Origin of the sequence: Xenorhabdus szentirmaii DSM 16338 (genome assembly GCF_002632585.1) — a bacterium.
Taxonomy (GTDB): domain Bacteria; phylum Pseudomonadota; class Gammaproteobacteria; order Enterobacterales; family Enterobacteriaceae; genus Xenorhabdus; species Xenorhabdus szentirmaii.
In genome coordinates this window covers 2,055,971-2,072,808 of record NZ_NIBV01000001.1, presented here as the reverse complement: position 1 = coordinate 2,072,808, position 16,838 = coordinate 2,055,971, and the positions used below count along the sequence as shown (strand labels likewise).

17 protein-coding genes and 4 pseudogenes are annotated in these 16,838 nt (G+C 41.1%); 7 read left to right on the top strand and 14 right to left on the bottom strand.

Translation table 11 applies throughout. The annotated features are described in order from the left end of the window. Positions 1-63 precede the first annotated feature (63 nt). The 4 genes and pseudogenes from yegD to Xsze_RS23315 all read left to right on the top strand — a co-directional run bounded on the left by yegD (position 64) and on the right by Xsze_RS23315 (position 3,107). Positions 64-1,416 (top strand): molecular chaperone, encoded by a 1,353-nt coding sequence (yegD, locus tag Xsze_RS09395; RefSeq protein ID WP_038240611.1) that lies wholly within the window; start codon positions 64-66, stop codon positions 1,414-1,416. Positions 1,417-1,583: 167 nt separating this feature from the next. Continuing rightward, positions 1,584-2,486, top strand: a complete 903-nt coding sequence (locus Xsze_RS09390) for a tetratricopeptide repeat protein (protein ID WP_038240612.1) — start codon at positions 1,584-1,586, stop codon at positions 2,484-2,486. An 18-nt stretch (positions 2,487-2,504) separates the two neighbouring features. Further along, positions 2,505-2,835, top strand: a pseudogene (locus Xsze_RS23320) (GAD-like domain-containing protein). A 14-nt stretch (positions 2,836-2,849) separates the two neighbouring features. Next, entirely contained in the window at positions 2,850-3,107 is a 258-nt protein-coding gene (locus tag Xsze_RS23315; RefSeq protein ID WP_422645799.1) for a T6SS immunity protein Tdi1 domain-containing protein, read from the top strand. A gap of 100 nt (positions 3,108-3,207) precedes the next feature. Here Xsze_RS23315 and Xsze_RS09375 read toward each other — a convergent pair whose 3' ends face one another. Further along, positions 3,208-4,521 carry a DUF3828 domain-containing protein gene (locus Xsze_RS09375; RefSeq protein WP_051462510.1) on the bottom strand — a complete coding sequence of 438 codons (1,314 nt, stop codon included), beginning with the start codon at positions 4,519-4,521 and terminating at the stop codon, positions 3,208-3,210. Between the two features lie 194 nt (positions 4,522-4,715). Here Xsze_RS09375 and Xsze_RS09370 point away from each other — a divergent pair, with 194 nt between their 5' ends. After that, positions 4,716-5,576, top strand: coding sequence for an AraC family transcriptional regulator (locus Xsze_RS09370; RefSeq protein WP_038240615.1), 861 nt, complete (start codon positions 4,716-4,718; stop codon positions 5,574-5,576). 155 nt (positions 5,577-5,731) lie between these two features. Here the strand turns inward: Xsze_RS09370 and Xsze_RS09365 are convergent, their stop codons facing one another. The 4 genes from Xsze_RS09365 to Xsze_RS23100 all read right to left on the bottom strand — a co-directional run bounded on the left by Xsze_RS09365 (position 5,732) and on the right by Xsze_RS23100 (position 11,001). Further along, positions 5,732-6,061: a hypothetical protein gene (locus tag Xsze_RS09365; RefSeq protein ID WP_038240616.1), complete on the bottom strand. Its 330-nt coding sequence runs from the start codon at positions 6,059-6,061 to the stop codon at positions 5,732-5,734. A 329-nt stretch (positions 6,062-6,390) separates the two neighbouring features. Continuing rightward, the gene (locus Xsze_RS09360; protein WP_038240617.1) at positions 6,391-7,341 is read right to left on the bottom strand and encodes an SMP-30/gluconolactonase/LRE family protein; all 951 of its coding nucleotides are present in this window, start codon (positions 7,339-7,341) and stop codon (positions 6,391-6,393) included. 46 nt (positions 7,342-7,387) lie between these two features. Further along, positions 7,388-10,183: a non-ribosomal peptide synthetase gene (locus Xsze_RS09355; RefSeq protein ID WP_038240618.1), complete on the bottom strand. Its 2,796-nt coding sequence runs from the start codon at positions 10,181-10,183 to the stop codon at positions 7,388-7,390. A gap of 695 nt (positions 10,184-10,878) precedes the next feature. Continuing rightward, on the bottom strand, positions 10,879-11,001 hold the full coding sequence (locus Xsze_RS23100) for a hypothetical protein (protein ID WP_255296626.1): 123 nt from the start codon (positions 10,999-11,001) through the stop codon (positions 10,879-10,881). A gap of 467 nt (positions 11,002-11,468) precedes the next feature. Between Xsze_RS23100 and Xsze_RS09350 the strand changes: the two genes are divergently transcribed. After that, on the top strand, positions 11,469-11,975 hold the full coding sequence (locus tag Xsze_RS09350; protein ID WP_038240619.1) for a hypothetical protein: 507 nt from the start codon (positions 11,469-11,471) through the stop codon (positions 11,973-11,975). A gap of 260 nt (positions 11,976-12,235) precedes the next feature. Here the strand turns inward: Xsze_RS09350 and Xsze_RS22670 are convergent, their stop codons facing one another. The 4 genes and pseudogenes from Xsze_RS22670 to Xsze_RS09330 all read right to left on the bottom strand — a co-directional run bounded on the left by Xsze_RS22670 (position 12,236) and on the right by Xsze_RS09330 (position 13,682). Next, positions 12,236-12,502, bottom strand: coding sequence for a hypothetical protein (locus Xsze_RS22670; RefSeq protein WP_244431837.1), 267 nt, complete (start codon positions 12,500-12,502; stop codon positions 12,236-12,238). A 325-nt stretch (positions 12,503-12,827) separates the two neighbouring features. Further along, a complete protein-coding gene (locus tag Xsze_RS09340; RefSeq protein ID WP_141557241.1) occupies positions 12,828-13,049 on the bottom strand; it encodes a hypothetical protein in 222 nt (73 codons plus the stop codon). 81 nt (positions 13,050-13,130) lie between these two features. Continuing rightward, positions 13,131-13,319 (bottom strand): annotated as a pseudogene (locus Xsze_RS09335) (HNH endonuclease); the annotation flags it as partial. A 102-nt stretch (positions 13,320-13,421) separates the two neighbouring features. After that, positions 13,422-13,682: a hypothetical protein gene (locus Xsze_RS09330; protein ID WP_141557240.1), complete on the bottom strand. Its 261-nt coding sequence runs from the start codon at positions 13,680-13,682 to the stop codon at positions 13,422-13,424. 424 nt (positions 13,683-14,106) lie between these two features. On the opposite strand from Xsze_RS09330, the gene Xsze_RS09325 reads away from it, so the two are divergent. Continuing rightward, positions 14,107-14,994, top strand: coding sequence for a hypothetical protein (locus Xsze_RS09325; RefSeq protein WP_038240622.1), 888 nt, complete (start codon positions 14,107-14,109; stop codon positions 14,992-14,994). Positions 14,995-15,099: 105 nt separating this feature from the next. Here Xsze_RS09325 and Xsze_RS09320 read toward each other — a convergent pair whose 3' ends face one another. From Xsze_RS09320 to Xsze_RS09305, 5 genes and pseudogenes are all read right to left on the bottom strand, one after another. Next, positions 15,100-15,285, bottom strand: a complete 186-nt coding sequence (locus tag Xsze_RS09320) for a hypothetical protein (RefSeq protein WP_244431838.1) — start codon at positions 15,283-15,285, stop codon at positions 15,100-15,102. Between the two features lie 42 nt (positions 15,286-15,327). Next, a complete protein-coding gene (gene rz1 / locus Xsze_RS22665) occupies positions 15,328-15,426 on the bottom strand; it encodes a lysis system o-spanin lipoprotein Rz1 (RefSeq protein ID WP_244431839.1) in 99 nt (32 codons plus the stop codon). After that, positions 15,383-15,667 (bottom strand): annotated as a pseudogene (locus Xsze_RS22660) (lysis system i-spanin subunit Rz); the annotation flags it as partial. The pseudogene Xsze_RS22660 and the gene rz1, both read right to left, overlap by 44 nt. Before the next feature lie 180 nt (positions 15,668-15,847). Further along, positions 15,848-16,371, bottom strand: a pseudogene (locus tag Xsze_RS09310) (lysozyme). Continuing rightward, entirely contained in the window at positions 16,352-16,480 is a 129-nt protein-coding gene (locus Xsze_RS09305) for an HP1 family phage holin (RefSeq protein WP_099138904.1), read from the bottom strand. Before Xsze_RS09305 ends, Xsze_RS09310 begins: the two are co-directional and overlap by 20 nt. Positions 16,481-16,838: the final 358 nt, after the last annotated feature.

Below are 16,838 nucleotides of genomic sequence, written 5' to 3'. Positions count from 1 at the left end.
CCCAATTTAGGATAGCATCTGCGCCCTTTTTAAAATTTTCCACGATTGAGGATGAGAAAAGCTATGTTCATCGGTTTTGACTATGGCACATCAAATTGCGCGGTAGCAGAAATGATTGGGGATACACCACAGCTGATCGCGATTGAAAATGATAATTTCTATATGCCTTCAGCTTTGTCGGCCCCAACTCGGGAATCCGTTTCTGAGTACTTATTTCGCCACTGGAATATCAAACCGGGTAGTCAAACAGGTGAGCAACTTCTTCGCAGTGCGATTGCCGGAAACCGTGAAGAAGGCATCGAACTTTTGCCGGATGATGTCTCATTTGGTCAGGAAGCATTGAGCCGGTATTTAGGTGATCCCCAAGATACCTATTATGTTAAATCACCAAAATCTTTTCTGGGTGCGATGGGATTAAAGGAAAGCCAAATCTGCTTTTTCGAAGATTTAGTCTGCGCCATGATGGCGAATATCAAGCTACGGGTAGAAACCCATAAGCAAGAAATCGTTGAGGATGTCGTGATTGGTCGCCCGATCAATTTTCATGGGCGTGGCGGAGAGCAATCTAATCAACAAGCTGAGAGCATTCTGTTTAATGCTGCAAAACGGGCAGGATTTCGCAATATAGAATTTCAATTCGAGCCTGTTGCCGCAGGTCTGGAATATGAAGCGACGCTGGAAAAAGATAAGACCGTATTAATCGTTGATATTGGTGGTGGGACAACCGACTGTTCTCTTATTCAAATGGGGCCGGGCTGGAAAGGTAAATCTGAACGCAATGACAGTTTGCTGGCCCATACAGGCCAGCGTGTTGGCGGGAATGATTTGGATATTAACCTGACCTTCAAACAACTTATGCATCCTTTCGGGTTGGGCAGTAAGGTAGGATCTAATATTGATATGCCACTGACTCAGTTTTGGAATCCCATTGCCATCAACGATATTCAGGCTCAGAAAGAGTTCTATTCCCGCCAGAATTTATCCGTCTTAAGATCTTTGCACAGAGACGCCCAAGAGCCAGAGAAAGTAGCCCGATTATTGAAGATCTACCAAGACACATTGGGGTACAGCCTGGTCAGGAGTGCAGAAGAAGCCAAGATTGCTCTCTCCAAGCAAACGGAGCATCGCGTTAAATTAAATTTATTATCAGAATTGATTGAGGTTGATATTCAGCGTGACCAGATGATTGCAGCGTTTGAATCAACCAAAGCCAAGATGATGAAATTGGTCAGCGAAGCCATTTCACAGGGAGGAACTCAACCTGATGTCATCTTTATGACAGGCGGTTCAGCAAGTTCACCAATCCTTCGTCAAGCTGTTGAACAAGAACTTCCCGGCATTCCGTTGATCGGAGGCAATTACTTCGGATCAGTAACAACGGGGTTAGCCCGTTGGGCAAAAATTTGTTTCTCTTAATCACCTGTGAGCAGACTCAATAAAATGAGTCTGCTTTTTTATTATCATTTACCTGCCATCTCTTACATTACCGCTTTCTTGTCTTTGCTCATTTATTCTTTATTACTGCTCTCCGGGCAAAAGCATCAATGTAATACAGCGTCACATTTCATAATAGGAGTTTTATTTTGATTAGAGTTTTGCTGATTTTTATTACCGGAATATTTTTATCTTTTTCCCATGCTGCAAGAACAGATCCTTTACATGAATTACAGGCTATTCACAAGAAAGTATTAGATCCAAATGAAATGTTTAGTATCAGCAAAACAATGGGAAAAATAGAAGACATTGAACCCCGGGTAAAGGATACCGATTATCAGGCACAAGGAGAAATTGCTTTTTTACGCGGTTTAATCTTATGGAAAGCAAACTCTCCTGAAGAGAGCCTGGAATTTACGCAAAAGGCGTTGGAGATTCATCAAAAACACCCTTTTTTATCCGAGCAAGAACAAACGGATACCTACCATAATCTTGCACAAATATCTGAAGAATTAGGGGAATGGGATATTGCTATTCCTGCCTATCAGAAAGTGATGGCTGTCTTTGAATCAGATAAAAATTTACCGCTGGATCAGCAATTATTTCCCCGGGAACGATTAGCTTATTGTTTACATGAGTCCGGTCGTTATGAAGAAGCCAAATCAATGAACAAAATCTCTCTTCTGCGTGCTGAAAAAGCGTTGGGAAAGGAAGATAAACGTCTGATTGTAACAATGATGAATCTTGCTCAAAACGAATATATGCTTGAAAATTATGAAGCATCAAAATTATTACTGGAAAAACTTTTTAAGGTGACAACCAAACATAATGAAATCACCTATCTTGATATTACGCTTTTTCAATTGGGTGTATTGGAATTTGAATTAGGCAATGATGAAAAAGCAGAATATTGGATGAAGAAAAAACTTGAATTAGCGCAACAAAGTGGCGATGAAGATAGAATAGAAGAGTCAAACGAAAATCTACAAATGCTGTATGATAAAATTCAGGAAAAGGAAAACAGTGCTCCAGAAGACTCAGGAGATAACTAATTAAAACAGGAAAAAATAATGTTAGATCTCTATTTTGAATCTTTTATCAAGAAAATGGGCGAGGCAACACAATATAAAATTACCTCTGAAGAAATAATAAAAAAATGGCTGGGAATATTACCGGATAGGCTTCTGCTTTATTGGGAAGTGGAAGGTTTCGCAAGAGACTATGCAGTTAATTATGAAGCGAGCACAGTTTATTCCCGAAGTTAACTACCATGTTATTGCTGTCAGTGGGCTTGGCGATCTCTTCCTTTATGGTGAAAATACAGGAATGCATACTTCAATACATAATAATTATAATATAATCAGCCGAGAGGAAGACGGAGCTATGAAAAAGACAAATTAGAGTTAGATGATGAAATTTGTTCATTTTTTAAAGATATGAGTTTCTTTTCCGATGATAATGATGCATATACGGATGAAGTTTTTGATCAAGCGATAGGAATACACGGGCCTCTCGAAGATAATGAAATATTCTGTTTTGAACCCGCTATTTATTTAAGGGGAGAAATTACACTTGAGAACATCAGAAAAGTGGATATTTATACCCACTTTAATGCTCAAAGCCAGAAAGGTTACTATAGCTTTTCTCCATATTGTTATTACGACGCTTCTTGATCTTTGATAATGAGGAGGATGAACTCCTGCCAAATATCCACTGAAATAACCGTTTTAACATAGATCCCTCTTGGGTAAAAATTTTGCCATGAGTATGTAATCAGAATGAGATGTGCTTATTATTATATTTTTTGTTCACATATTCCATCACTTCTGCCACGGTTTTATATTTAAAAACAGACAATTCATCATTAAAAAACCCCTCCAGACCTGACAAATTAGGATCATTAGAAATATCATTGTTTTTATGAAGGGCATCATCTTTATAATAATAAGCGTGTACTTCATAGGATTCACCGTCAATCTTAAGTGCATCATGCTTGTGTTTCCATGACACAATCACAAAAGCGTTCCTCATGCCTGCAATATTCATGAAAAAGAACCCCTTGATTTCGGGATCACTGCCATTAACGCTATATCTGTCAACCTGTTCTTCACGTTTTCCATCATTGAAAATAAGGCTTAATGGCGCTCCTTCCTTATTTGTTCTCGTTAAATAGACGTAATCATGATATTCATTCAATATAATGGGGCTATTTATGATATGACCATAAGAAGTAGTGGGATAATTCAATTTTAAAAAGGATACTGAGACAATTTTCCATTGAGACGATTCTTTTTCTAATTCAACCGAAAGGTTATACGGTTTTTCTTGCAATCCCGCAATATAAGCGTTAGCCGTTACCCGATTATCACTTTCATCAATAGCTATAATGGTGGTATGTCTCCAATCATCAAGGTAGTCTTGCGCTTTAATAAAATAATCTTTATCCACCATTTCATCTAACTGATTGATGAGTTTTGGAGAGACATATTTTTTCATCATAGTCTGATAATCAGATGCATAAGGATCTTTATGAGCATACAATGCTTTCATATACCAAATGTAAAAAGCCTCAGCAATTTGTTCTGCTGATTGGGGCTGATGCCTGGACACCAGGATGATTTTCCATTGACCTGACCGCTTTTCTAAAAGCACAGGGAGGCGATATTCATATTCAGTTCCGCGACCTAAAATCACAGCCAACTCAGCAAAATCATCAACCTTATTCACTGTCTCAACGGTTACATCAGCCCATTCATCAGGCGCATCCTGCGATCTTGTAAAGTAATCAGAATCCGAAAAAACACCCTCTACAGCGCATTCGCCCATTTCCCCTTCTGAATGACAGTCGTAAACGGCTTTGATCCGCACAATTAATTCTTCAGATATAGATTCTTTGGCTTCATTCAGAACCTCCATGGGATGTTTATGCTCCATGGATAAAAATTCTTTAATATACAATGTGTAAAATTCTTTCGTCACCTGCTCCGGTGACAGATGCTCTGTGTTAGCATATACATTTATTGGCATACATATAAACATAAACGCCATAAAATAAAAAAATTGGCCTAACAATAATAAGCGTCTCATTTATCCATCCTTATTGTTATAATAAATTAAAAATTCACCAATTCCATGCAACCCGGAATATAGCAAATGACTTTTCCTTTAGATAGAGATACCACCGCTTTTATTAGCTAAATAAAGTCAGCAATTATTATCATGTCCAACTATAAGAGGTTATGTAAGATGCTCGAGTACCTGATCAATTGGATATTATAGTTATGACGAAACAACGGTTGAATGCACTTCTTCAATATATCGATAAACATATTGATACTCCGATGGATGGGGAGTTTTTAAGTCATATTGCTTCGTTTTCTAAATATCACTTCCACAGATTATTTTCTGCTAATTATGGCATCGGGGTTGCCGCCTATATCCGGCAAATTCGCTTAAAAAAAGCGGTATATGATCTGGCATACAGCAATCGTTCAGTATTGGATATTGCACTTATATGTGGTTATGAAAGCTCTGAAGCATTTTCTCGCGCATTCAAAAGTACTGTTGGTCAAAGCCCTAATGAATTCAGAAAAAAACCTGACTGGTCTATTTGGTATAACCAGTATCAAGTTATAAATCATATAAGGACCCGAGTTATGAACGAAAAACTACCCCATATTGAGGTCAGTATCGTTAATTTTACAGAAACATCAGTCGCTGTCATGGAACATAGAGGTGCGCCAGCTCAAATAGGCAATACCATCAAAGAATTCAAGGAGTGGAGAGTCAAGAATAAATTACCGCCTGAAAGAAATAAAACATTCAATCTCGTTTATGCAGATCCGACAAAGGTTGATCCAGAAGAGTATCAATTAGATTTGTGTGTAGAAATTTCGCCAGCATTTGATATTAATCATCCGGGAGTGATCCGGAAGATGATCCCATCAGGAAAATGTGCTTATATAAGGCATATTGGTTCAGATGATGAGATACCAACTCTTATTAATTACTTATATAAGAATTGGTTGTCAGAAAACAATCAAGAATTACGTAATTCCCCACTCTTTTTGGAGAGAGTGAAATTATTCCCTGCGGTTTCTGAAGCAGAATCTGTGACGGATATTTATTTACCATTATCGTAAAAATATTAACATAAAAATAAATAAAAAACTGCAACACCATGCTATGTTGCAGTTTAATGCGATGAATTCAACCTACCGTAAATATGAATATAGTGCCAATAATCATTCATTTTATAGCAATCGCCCATAACTTATTGATTATAACTTATAAAATATCAATACCATCTCGCTAGAGGAGAGTTTTCTTGCAATTCCTGATCAATGCATTCTTGGGTGATTATTTTCTCATCAATCAAAGGAACAAAGATTTCATTCAGAATTTCCACATCCTGTTGGCATCCCGTATGGTCAAAAATAAGAAATAATGCTTTTTTAATCAATTGGGTTTCATTACATGCTTTGGCTTCCAAAATCAAATCGACAATACACGATTTAATTTCCTTATTTTTTAAATATTCTTCTTGCTCAGATAAATATTCCTTAGTGTAAAAATCATCCAACTCTTTAGATAATATATCAAGGCGAAAGTAAAAATCATTACTCATTTTTTCCCCACTTTTTTAAATGAAATTGTCTTTAAAATAAAAAACTCAATCAAGTATTAGATTACAATACTCTTCAAGAATCGAAACCAAATCATAAGCTGAACGCCTATTATATGGCACGATATAACTTTATTCTTTTAGAAGCTGTTGCCAGATTTTGGCATACTCTTGTTGAACAGAAGATAGGCATGAAACTGAATAATGTGGCCGCTGCCAGCCGTAAAAAGGGTTTCGCAAAAATGATCGTAATCTTTTGCGACACCCTTTGAAGAACGAGGTTTTACAACGTACCGGGTAAGTCTGCTCTCTATTTAGCTATCCGGTTTCAGCTAACCTGCAAATGGTGTTGCAGCTGGTCCTGAAACTCCCGGCTGGCAAATAAATAACCCACCCGCTCCCGGCGCCGTGGCTGACTGTTCCACGATATCCAGAGAAAGACCATATAAATGATGAGTAATATCCGGTAATTTTCGGCCTGCACTTGTGATAAACAGATTGTCACCGTGAATGCCACCAAATGTACAGCTTGTGACCGCTGGCGTGGATATCAAGACTTTCCCCATCAATTCCCCCGCTGGAGAGTAACGGTGTACTGCACCGCTGCCCATTAAAGCCAGCCAAATGCATCCCTCCTGATCAACCACTAAACCGTTTGGTATTCCTTCACCTTTGGCGAATGCTTTAAAACAGCGGCGATTATGGAGTGTCCCTTCAGAGACATCAAAATCGAAGATGTCCACGGCCAATGTATGCGAATCCACATAATAGAAAGATGTTCCGTCGGGGCTCCAGTCCAGCCCGTTGGAGAGCGTAATATCATTCAGTATGGTTGTCATTGTGCCGTCTGGATCGATACGGTAAAGGCTTCCCTGACCTTCAATAACCTCGCCAGAAGAGGTGAGAATATCATTACCGAGTGTACCAACCCACAACCTGCCCTGAGCATCGCATTTTACATCATTCGCCCGTACTTTTTTGGGGTCGGCATCCAGTTGAGCAAAGGGCGTGATATAACCGTCATCATCCAGCGCCAAGATATCAGTGCCCGCGACAACAATGACGCCACCATTCTGGCGGGGAACTGCACCACCAATATGGCGATTTAACGTCCAATGCCTGCCGGTATGCCAATCTTTACCATTATCAGATTGCGCTTCCCGCACGATACCCAGTGCATTATCGCACCAGAGAAGGCGTGCTTCCCCGGCATCCCATAATGGACCTTCTCCTATTATGTTTCTGGCATCAATGGCCAGTGTTGCTTCCATCTGAACATTCATGTGTATTTGAGCCTTCTATCCAACCGATGATTGAGCGCCATTGGTGTTATTTATCCCCCAAGGCACGATCCAACTCATTACGTAAAATTGACTGGAAGGTTGCCAGATGTTTCGGCCCCATCAGATCGTAATGACCGCCTGCTACCGGGATATAATTATTTGGCTGGCGGGAAAAGCTATCCCAGCGTTTGAGGTGAGTCAGCCACTCTTCTTTAGATCCACGAGGAGGATCGGCGTAGAACACACTGATGGATTCAACATGACCCGTCGGTACGTATGAACGCCCCACACTCAACAATGATTGCGTCAATGTGGCCCAGGCCTTGAATTTTTCTGCATCTAAATCCAGTTCTTGCAAGCGTTCAGATGACACATCTTTCAGGATATATTCACAAGGATTTTGGTTTCCTGCGGCAGCCCGGATTTCGGCGGGCAGCTCATCTTTCTGCTCCCTGTCAACCAAGGAGAGGAAAAAGGCCAATGTGGTGGCGATATCGGCTTCATCAACGTCAGCCATCTGATGCATAAGCAATGGTGCCATATCGATACTGCCAACAAAAGCCACGCGCTCACCTTGTGCTTCAAGTCGCTTGGCTATTTCGAAAGCAACAGGGCTGCCATATGAATATCCCGCGATGGCATACGGGCCATGGGGCTGACGTGAACGGATCCCTTCAAGGTATACACTGACCAATTCTTCAAATGACGCGAAATGTTCTTCACCTTCTTCAAGGCCACGTGCGCGCAATGCGTAAAAAGGACGATCGTTGATAAAATATTTTGCGAGATTGACAAAAACCAGGATTTCACCAATTCCGGGATGGATGCAGAAAAGTGGTGTTTTCTGGCCTGTGGTTTGAAGGGCAACCACCGGATCATAAATACCGTTGCCATGGGAGGCTATCCGGGCCGCGAGTGTGCGTACCGTTGGATTCTGGAGAAGTGTGACGATAGGAACGTCTTTGATATTGAATTGCTGTTGAATAGCTTGCTTAAGTTTAACGATATCGAGGGAAGTTCCCCCTACATCAAAAAAGTTTTCTGTTGCACTTATCTGAGCGGTTTCAAGACCAAATAGTTCGGCATAAATATTGGCAATGATTTCTTCTGCTTCCCCTGTTGGCGGAGTATAGCCCCCTGTCTGCCTGTCACTCACTTCTTTGATATGACGTATTTCATCGGCAAACACCCCAGACTCCAGACGCTTGCGCATAGCCGCACGCTGTATTTTTCCCAGACTGGTTTTCTGAAAAGCGTCTGTTGGTAAAGGTAAAATCAGTGTTGGACGGAAGCCCCAGAGCAGAATCGTCGTATTGCGGATAGCCGTAACCAGTTGATACAGCTTGTTATCATCAGAATGTGGGAATGAAGCAGAGAAAGCAACGACCAGTTGCTCAGTATCACTGCCCGCAGGCCGCGTCGGGAAGGCCGCAACAAATGATTTTTCAATGCCGGAAAGCTGCTCAAGCGCCGTTTCAAGCTCATGGCTGAAATAGTTCACACCACTCACAATAATGCTGTCTTTATTTCTTCCGACCAGATTCAGCCGCCCGTTTTCGATCAAAGCAAGATCGCCTGTCCGGAACCAGCCATCATCCGTGAATGCTTCCCGCGTCGCGCCTTCATTATTATAGTAACGGGTGAAGATCATCGGGCCATGCAACTGGAGTTCTCCCACCTCACCGGCTTGTGTCAGAGGGCCGTCTTCATCAGCAACACGCATTTGCAGGCCGAGTACCGGAAAACCGAGTGAACCAAACTCCTTGCCGGCATCAATATTAGGAAATTCGCATGAATAGATCGAGCCTGCACATGTTTCCGTCATGCCAAATCCCGGCCAAATGACATTGTTTGTCAATCCATAAGGGGCAAGATGACGATAGAAATTTCTCCCGGTTTCAACAACGGTCGCTTCCCCGCCTGAAATGATTTGTCTCAGGCAGGAGAGATCAAACGATTTGTTTTGAAGCTCAAGGGCATCTGTCCGCCCTGATTGCAATGCGGCATTGATTTGACCTAAAAGGAAATTGGGTGTGAAGGTCATTGCGACTTTATAATCGCTGATAAGGCGCAAAAACAGCAGAGGCTCTGCGAGAATGGTTGAGGATGGAACATGGAGCTGTATTGCACCGACGGATAAAGGCAATAGATGGGCTTCTGATAGAGCAGCGACGTGATCAAAAGAGATCCAGTTCAGCGTAGTATCTTCTGCTGTCAGGCACTGGCGCTCATTTTTCCCTTCCATCGATGCCAGCAAATTCCCATGTGTCAGCACAACCGCTTTTGAATTGCCGGTTGATCCGGAGGTCAGCATAAAGACAGCCGGATCGTCAATGTCCGCTTGGTGAATCGTGTCATCCGGCATCGCGGTGCGCAGTTCATTGATATCGATGGCATCAGTAACCCCTGTCAACTCCCTTTGCAACGCTTTGGTGGATATCCGAAGTGGATTTCCAAGCAGGGAGCTGACATGGTTAAGGTGTTTTTCCCAGCGTTCAGGATCATTGCGGATAGGAAGTACAGGGCAAGGAACATATCCCCCAAGAATACAAGCCCAAAAAGCAGGCACGAAATCGTAGGCATGTTCAAGAACCAAAATAACATGAACATCAGGCTCGGGAGCATGGGCACGCAATCCTCCCAGTATCCGCTGTGCTTCTTCCAGCAATTCAGGATATGTGGCCCACGTATTCTTATTGGCTTTTTCACCAGAAATAAAGCAGAGGCCAGAATGAGGATATTGCTGCACCGCTCGTAATAAGAGATCACTGATAGAAGTCACAGTGGATTCAAAATGAGCAATATACTCATTCGGTTCGTTATATATTATATTTACAGACATACTTGATATTCCATTCTAATCAGGAAGTAAGAGATAGATTGACGTCTTCCAAATTCCAAGCTTCAGCTCTATTGTGGTGTTCACTTCCCCAGTCACAGGGTGTTCTGTTCTGTTGGGACTCGCTCACTTGCCGCGTGCAGTAATTTGAAATCTATTGGATGTAGGGTACATACGTACTTTGTGATTATTACCTTACATAGCCCTGATGAATAAAATTAAACTAATATCCGTCTGTCAGAAGATAATATTAATTGATACTCCCACTATAATTAACGAAAGATATTAATTACTTTTAATACACGCCATCTCCCTGAACATGTGTATCTTTCAGGTAAAACGGTTAGGTAGTCCCCGGGATAATCAGTATGCGATCATTCTAAAAATACCAGCCAAAAACTGAGATTGCCATGCTACTTCTCAGTGGCGAACATACCATTATTTTAAATATTAAATTGAATGTTATATTTTGCCGATAAAAGAACCAATGGAAAAAACTATCCACCAATATGTTTTGCATACCATACGTTTTGCATTCCATTCACAAGTTATATCTAAGGAATTGGGTAATGAAAGAATTTATGAGGTTTCAAAAAATAATGTGCTATTAGGAATCGTCCGCTTGTGGGCAGAAGCAGCTAAATGTAGAGATTATCACAAATATATTTGTGGATTTTTACAAATACAGAGATCAATACTTATGCTTGGATCAAAACCACCAAAGCATGTATGCCGTTTTTGCTCACGTCATTTTGGATCAAGAAAAAGCTTAAATTTTCATATAAGCCATAGCCACCCATTTTACCGGCAGTTAGCAACATCAGTTATCACCCCATAGCCAGCTCCCAACCAGCCTACGGGCAAGAACAACTTCAAACCGGAAGCAGCAGAGCCGAACAGCATAGTATATCGCATTCATGGCGAGTCAGTTCTCCCTCTTATAAGTTCAAAGTTCAAAGTACAAGCTCAGACACCGCACCAATGCTCCTATTTAAACCTTCAACAATCCACTCCATTTAACGATTTCAAGGATACCTGCCTGCTGATATTACATCTTTATTAGTAACACAGCGAAGCAATAAGAATATATCCTATGTATTAAATCACCTCACTTACCCACCGGTTTTTGAGTTACGTTTATCAAACACATTTATTTATACTAAATTGGACAGGTAAATAATCCATATGATATTGCAGTTATTATTTCACTACTCCATTAGCGCTAAAACAATAACAGTTAAAAATATTAACATGTTATTTTGAACCATTTCATCAAAAGGATCACAACATGAAGATTATCAATATATTATTTTGTTCAGCTTTATATTGTTTGTTGATATCCCCAGTCTGGGCAGATGAAAAAATGGTTGATGCGGACAAACAACAGATTCTTTCTGCTGATTATAATATGGAATTTAAAAACCACTCTTCTTCTGTAAATAATCTTGTGATAGTTAAGCAAAGCAGTAATTGTATGTATGATAGTGGTGCAGATCAGATAAGCATTAATCCTGGCAATAAACAGGCTACCCATTTAGAAGACAACGATAATTTATTTAGTGCTTGTACTCTTAGAGCTAAATGGGTTGAGTGGTCGGTTTCTTATGATTCCATGAGTTGTGCTTTGAGATTTGAACGTGGATACGATTTTAGTGATTTAGGCTGGTATACCGTGATCAAAGGGTGTCCGGATATTGTTCAGAGCGCAACTTGTGGAAATGCTGACTGTAATCAGACGAAAGTTTACGGAAGCTCATCGTATATGGATATCAATGTGGAATTCCTTGTTCAGTGAATCTAGTATGCACCACATCCTATGCAAAGGTGAGATTTCTCACCTTTTAATCATGAATCAGATCTGAGTTATGGCTGAAATCAAATAGATATTGAAAAGATATTCATATTCAGCACCAAATTTCAAATTGACACTTCCTTGAAAGCCATAACAACAATCATTTTTAGTGATATAAGAATTCCGGACACCTCATAAACCTTAAATAAAATAGCCAGAAATATCATCTTGGGGAATTTCTCCGGCTATTTATAAGTAATAAATTAACGTGTATTTTTAACAACATCGGTAAAAAAACGGTGTATTTTGAAACAGAATGTAGAATTCTCAATAAAATCAGGGATAACTAATACATAATAAAATACATTATCTAATAATAAATTTATATCATAGGGTTCAAAATCTGACTGAGTTTCAAATTCAAATAATGAGGCTATGCCATGTAAATTAACAATCCTTGCCTCAATACAAAAACATCCTTGCCCATCAATATCTGTGTTATACCCGACTTCTAAATGATGCTCTAACATATTTTTATCTTTATAAAAAATAAGGACTCTTCTCCATCATAGGAATAATACTCATACTGATAATCTATATGATTAATTTCTCTTTTTAGCACCTCAAAAATTTTTTCTATCGGTTTATTAGTATAAAACCTATACAATTCTCCAGTCCATCCTGACATATCAGCCCTCGTGATAATATTTTCTTAAAAACTAATAACTCATTTTACACTTGCATGTATAAAATCATCTTTTAGCTCATTATTTGAATTTCTGAGCATTACATTTTCTTGTATAAAAAGGCATTTAACGCCATACTGATGATCCATTCGATGCATTTTACTACTATCTATTTCAAAAGAGATATCATGAGTATTTTTTGAGTTAGGTAATTCCATTTGCCCTCTAGCTCTGGGAACAGGATAAATGAAATACTATTTATCCAGAGATGCCAACGTATCAGTTGTTCAATCACGATCGGGAATGGGCCTTGACCGAATTCATTTAAGCCATCGAAACCAGAGAGTGCTTTATTAACCAGTTCAGCCAATACCTTATCTGTGTTTTCCATCTCTTTACCTACATTCAGTCCGCACATAATCCCTCAGTCCGAGGAGCTGGGCTTCGAGGGTTTCCAGTTCTCCGGGGAGAGTTTGTCACGTTGTTTTATGTGTGCCCGTAACGTGTCCCACTTACTGCCATAGCCGCGTTCGTGTCGGCTCCTGCCTTGTTGGTGAGTTTGCCAGCCAATATGCAGGTGGTCAGTGCAGTAGCCTGAGCGGTCGGTAGTGGTCTTGGGGCAACCTTGTTTGCGGCAGGCTCGGGGAATACGGGGTGGCATCGCATCACCACCTTGATAACAGCCCACCTCGCCGACTCTCACGAGTGACGAACTGCTGTAGCTCTTCACCGGATGTGCTCGTCAGAAGCCTTTATCTTGGCTTCATTGATTTTTGCTGAATCGATGGTTACCGGTTTTATGTAAGGTCACCCCAGCTGCGACATTAAAGACATTGAAACCTTCGGCAGTGATGCTTGCCTGTTTCCTTTCTGCCTTCTGCTTAACTTCATGGTAAATGCAAATATTTTGAGGCGCGTTCTCTCCCAGACTCAGCACAATCTTCCCTTCTTTATCATACCATGCTGAATATTCTTCAGCTGTTATGGAGGTGCTACCATCTTCTTTGATAAGTATCATCATCATTTTTGCCTCATTTAGCCTATTCAACTTATATAAAATTCTGAAAAAACCACTCAATGAATGGCCTGTTCAGAATTTGCCGTCTCTCCGGCTGTCACACCCCTTCGTCTGCCTACAGCGGATATTGCTGATAATGACCCGTTTTACACGGTGGCATGGGTTATTTTTGATTCTGTCTGTACGCTCGATGGTAAGGAAACATGTCACAGCTAATACCGACAGACGGCGATAACCCGACGCAAATAAAAATGCCACCAGCCCGTGTGTGTTGGGTACGCGATGAGAACGGGATGATGGCATGAGTTATTGCTTTAACCACTCAAGGGAATAGGTAAATGAATACTTAAAAACTGTTTAATGTTTGTTCAAAAAAAGCACAAATTGGATGCTAACCTTATTACAAATATATTTTTTGGAGGTAGTCATCATGGCTAATACACAAGTAATATCCAATTTCTATAATCTAATAGATGCAGGTGACCCTAATTATTTATTAATGCAACAACCCGCTGTTGAGGCATTTGGTGTAAATACTCTATATATTGATTTTAGGAGTCCTGGGGCAACTGCATTAATAAAAAGACTATTCGATCTTTCTGCTATGACTGGTATTACCTACCACCTATATGGCCTATTTTTTCATCGTAACTTTAACCAATTTTATAAGCTAAAGCAAAGTGACGTACAGCATCCGAATCAACCTATCAATATCACGATTGATTCGTTTGCAGAACATATATTGCCGCTTATTAAAGATACAACAGCAAGGAATAGTGACAATATTCTATTGCCGTCCCTATTAGCAGACTCATCACTTCGAGAAAAATTGAATGACCATTGGATTAGTACTCAAGGATATAGTGATAAGCAGCGCAGGATTAATGCAAAGAACACCATAACTCAACTATACCCAAATACAATTCAACAAGCTCTAGCGCGACAACAACAACTTGAACAAAGGCAGGGAATTCCGTCTCAGCCACCTAACTTGCAAGTATCCCAATCTGGCGGGATGAACTATCCGGCGTTAACCTCACAACAAGAGCTACATTATCCCTCTGCGATGGCATCACCAAATACTTTTGGTCAACCGCCAGAATATAATCAAACTGTCCAATTTGGCCTTTACCCTACGCAAAATAACCCACCTCCAGCTAGCGGGATAATGAGAACTCAAAGGGCGCATCCTACTGTAGCAAGTCCGTATAATGCGCCTCCACGAGCTACAGATTCAAATAGCCAAGACATATTTCAGAGTCTGCGTGAAGCCACGTTGAGTAAATATCCTGGCATGTGGCCACCACCTCGTCGTTAATCACACCAACTTTCTGGTGGCCCCTGAATTAGGGATTAGGGGCTACTGACATTCGCCTAACTTATTCCCGCCACCTCAGAATCATTTGCTCTGAGGTGGTGATGCCTAACCTAATTTTGCCCTAACCAGACAATCTTTAGCTTCCAACAGCTTTCGCAGTCCTGCTGATTTTTCTGGGCCATCAGGTAGCGATTCATCCATTGATTTAGCCAAATCACCAATAGGTTTACTGATTTCTTGCAAATGTGATGGTAGATGGGCGTATTCAAAATATTTCATCATTGGTGACATGATTACCTCAGTTCATTTTACACTCAGTCTTCACATAATCCCTCAGTCCAAGGTACTGGGCTTCGAGGGTTTCCAGTTATCCGAGGAGACGTACATAATCTTGTTCAGCGTCTTTCGCCAGTCGGGCGGGTCCTGAACCATCCACGCTGGCGGGGGAAGGGGTTTCAGACACTGGACATTCAACTTTGACATACATGCGCTTAACGTGAGTGCGCAAATCATCGCCAAGCTGAGTGATTTTAGATTTGGCATTCGTGAGTTCCTGTGTGTACTTGGCGTCCAGTTCATGCAACATTTCAATATGCGTGTTCTGGTAGTTAATCCGGTCAGTCAGTTGCTGAATTTCGGTTATCTGGTTGTTGTTGATACTCAACTGTTTCATATACTCAGTGCAGTAATAACCTCCCATATACATAGCAACGCCTAGTGCCATAGCTAGTCCGCAGATAACGTAGAATTTCATAGCAGCAATACCCCTATGAACAAAAACCAGCCCCAACCATTCGCACCAAAACCCGCCAAAATGAAAGCAAACAGAAACATCAGTCCCACCAATGAATGACTATTCACCCAACCTCCAACATGTTAATTCTGACTCTTGGGCACGTCGCTCAACCTGACCGTAACAGCCGTTCGCTTGGCCTTGGGTCTGCCGGCAGTCTTTACCGCCGTCAAATATCCACCGTTTGATTTCGGCACAAGCACCTTTCCTATCCCCGGCATTGAGCTTCCGATAGAACGTGGAAGAAAAGCATTTCCCCGGGCCAATGTTGTACGGGCAGAAACTGGCAATACCAGCTATCTGAGGTTCAGTCAACGGCACCCGTACATGGCGTTTTACCCAAACAATGGCGTGCTCGGCTTCTTTGGCATTGGCTCGGCGTTAGTCTCATCCCCTGACGAACGGGAACGCTGTCTATCTGAGTAACACCCCGACAAATAGTCCAGATGCCGCCCGCATCACGATAGGCTGATAACCGGTTACTCTTTCTCGTCCAAGAACTGAGAAAGAATAGCCGTAGCCCCCGCGCCGGACAACACCAGTCCAATGACCACCGCCGTTAATTTAGTCTTGGTCTTTGCCATTGCGGTTAAATTCCCGATGCCTGTAATACCAGTTCACGACGAATGTTCCTGCCGTGCAGATAATTCCGACGATAATCGCCCAATTGTTCAATGACAGAGCGCCGAGCATGGCTGTGAATGCCCCAGCGGTAAGCAGTGGGGCTTGAGTATTTGTCCATACACATATTTCTACCCCACTGACGGAGTGACCATTAGGTAAGTTGATAAGAAAAAGCGCCGTAATTGCTGGCACCAGAAATGAAAAAGGCCGCTTAAGCGACCTTAATTATTTGGATGAATAAGTTAAGTTACTTTTTGCTTTTGTCTTTGATTGCGTCGTAAATGAAACTAGCGCCAATACATATTACTGCCAATGGTAATCCCCATTTTACATCAGACGATATGACACCAAAACTCTCTAGCAAAGAAATGATACCTGCAAAAACAATAAATAAACCAAGAAACATATTTTTACACATGATCAGTAA

Bases quoted from the DNA above. Each gene is read 5' to 3' on its own strand.
- Xsze_RS09320 (WP_244431838.1), bottom strand. From the start codon at position 15,285: ATGTCACCAATGATGAAATATTTTGAATACGCCCATCTACCATCACAT.
- Xsze_RS09350 (WP_038240619.1), top strand. From the start codon at position 11,469: ATGAAGATTATCAATATATTATTTTGTTCAGCTTTATATTGTTTGTTG.
- Xsze_RS09305 (WP_099138904.1), bottom strand. From the start codon at position 16,480: ATGCTCGGCGCTCTGTCATTGAACAATTGGGCGATTATCGTCGGAATT.
- Xsze_RS09355 (WP_038240618.1), bottom strand. From the start codon at position 10,183: ATGTCTGTAAATATAATATATAACGAACCGAATGAGTATATTGCTCAT.
- Xsze_RS09340 (WP_141557241.1), bottom strand. From the start codon at position 13,049: ATGGAAAACACAGATAAGGTATTGGCTGAACTGGTTAATAAAGCACTC.
- Xsze_RS09370 (WP_038240615.1), top strand. From the start codon at position 4,716: ATGACGAAACAACGGTTGAATGCACTTCTTCAATATATCGATAAACAT.
- Xsze_RS09330 (WP_141557240.1), bottom strand. From the start codon at position 13,682: ATGATGATGATACTTATCAAAGAAGATGGTAGCACCTCCATAACAGCT.
- rz1 (WP_244431839.1), bottom strand. From the start codon at position 15,426: ATGGTTCAGGACCCGCCCGACTGGCGAAAGACGCTGAACAAGATTATG.
- Xsze_RS09375 (WP_051462510.1), bottom strand. From the start codon at position 4,521: ATGAGACGCTTATTATTGTTAGGCCAATTTTTTTATTTTATGGCGTTT.
- Xsze_RS22670 (WP_244431837.1), bottom strand. From the start codon at position 12,502: ATGTTAGAGCATCATTTAGAAGTCGGGTATAACACAGATATTGATGGG.
- Xsze_RS09365 (WP_038240616.1), bottom strand. From the start codon at position 6,061: ATGAGTAATGATTTTTACTTTCGCCTTGATATATTATCTAAAGAGTTG.
- Xsze_RS09360 (WP_038240617.1), bottom strand. From the start codon at position 7,341: ATGAATGTTCAGATGGAAGCAACACTGGCCATTGATGCCAGAAACATA.
- Xsze_RS09325 (WP_038240622.1), top strand. From the start codon at position 14,107: ATGGCTAATACACAAGTAATATCCAATTTCTATAATCTAATAGATGCA.
- Xsze_RS23100 (WP_255296626.1), bottom strand. From the start codon at position 11,001: ATGTTGCTAACTGCCGGTAAAATGGGTGGCTATGGCTTATATGAAAAT.
- yegD (WP_038240611.1), top strand. From the start codon at position 64: ATGTTCATCGGTTTTGACTATGGCACATCAAATTGCGCGGTAGCAGAA.